Annotated in this window: 1 protein-coding gene; it reads left to right on the top strand. The window is 57.2% G+C overall.

The window, feature by feature from the left end; all coding sequences use genetic code 11:
- Positions 1-936: isocitrate/isopropylmalate family dehydrogenase (locus tag RMO15_RS30350; protein ID WP_309722057.1), on the top strand; the 936-nt coding region annotated here is incomplete at its 5' end.
- Between the last annotated feature and the right edge of the window lie 181 nt (positions 937-1,117).

The raw sequence follows: 1,117 nt of genomic DNA, 5'->3' as shown, positions 1-1,117 counted from the left end.
AAAGACAACATCATGAAGCTCACCGATGGTCTCTTTCGACAGGTCTTTGAGGAGATCTCTCTGGAGTACTTAGACATTCAGACCGAGCACATGATCATTGACATTGGAGCTGCACGGATCGCGGATACCCCTGAGCGCTTCGATGTGATCGTCACCAGCAACCTCTACGGCGATATTATCTCTGACATCGCCGCGCAGATCGCAGGCTCCGTCGGGCTGGCAGGCTCGGCCAATATTGGGGAGCATGGAGCACTCTTTGAGGCGATTCATGGCAGCGCACCCGATATTGCCGGTCAAGATATCGCCAACCCTTCCGGCTTGCTCCAGGCCGCTGTCCAGATGCTCGTTCACTTGAACTTGCCCAACACCGCGACTCTGGTGCACAATGCTTGGCTCAAGACCCTGGAGGATGGTGTCCACACGGCAGATATCTACAATGCCGAGACCAGCCGTGAGTGTGTCGGAACTCAGGCCTTCGCCGCCGCTGTGATTGCGCGGCTTGGTCAGGTACCGGTTCTGCTGCCCTCGGCTTGCTACACCGAGACGCCCGAGTCGGACAAGCTGCCGGTGGCCACCCCCATTATTCCACGCCCCAAGGCGATCAAAGACTTGGTGGGAGTGGATATCTTTCTCCACTGGCGTGGCACCTGCGCTGAGGAGCTGGCACTCCGGCTTCAGAAGCTTGGCTCGGCGCGGTTTAAGCTGGCAATGATCACTAACCGGGGGGTAAAAGTGTGGCCCGGTGGCTTCCCCGAGACGTTCTGTACCGACCACTGGCGCTGTCGGTTTATCGCAAAGGGCACCAAGCAGATCTGTCACGGCGATGTTCTCGCGCTTCTGGCAGGAATGGACATGGCAAGCCTTGATTTCATTAAGACTGAGAACCTCTACGAGTTTGATGGCATCCCGGGCTTCGCCCTCGCCCAAGGACAGTAGTGAAGATCAGGGCACAGCTTAGGGTCTTACGAGGCATGATGTGGAAACTGAGTCTCTGTGTAGCCCTAGCCTGTGCCCTGACGGGCTGTGGAGGCAATACCTCCTTGACGACCCAGGAGCAGCAGCTATCTCTTGCGCGATCAAACTGGACGGCGAAGAAGTTGCGCTCCTACAAGTTCAC

The organism is Armatimonas sp. (assembly GCF_031410135.1).
Lineage (GTDB): Bacteria > Armatimonadota > Armatimonadia > Armatimonadales > Armatimonadaceae > Armatimonas.
The sequence above is the reverse complement of the archived record's forward strand: the minus strand, read 5'-3'. Positions and strand labels throughout refer to the sequence as shown.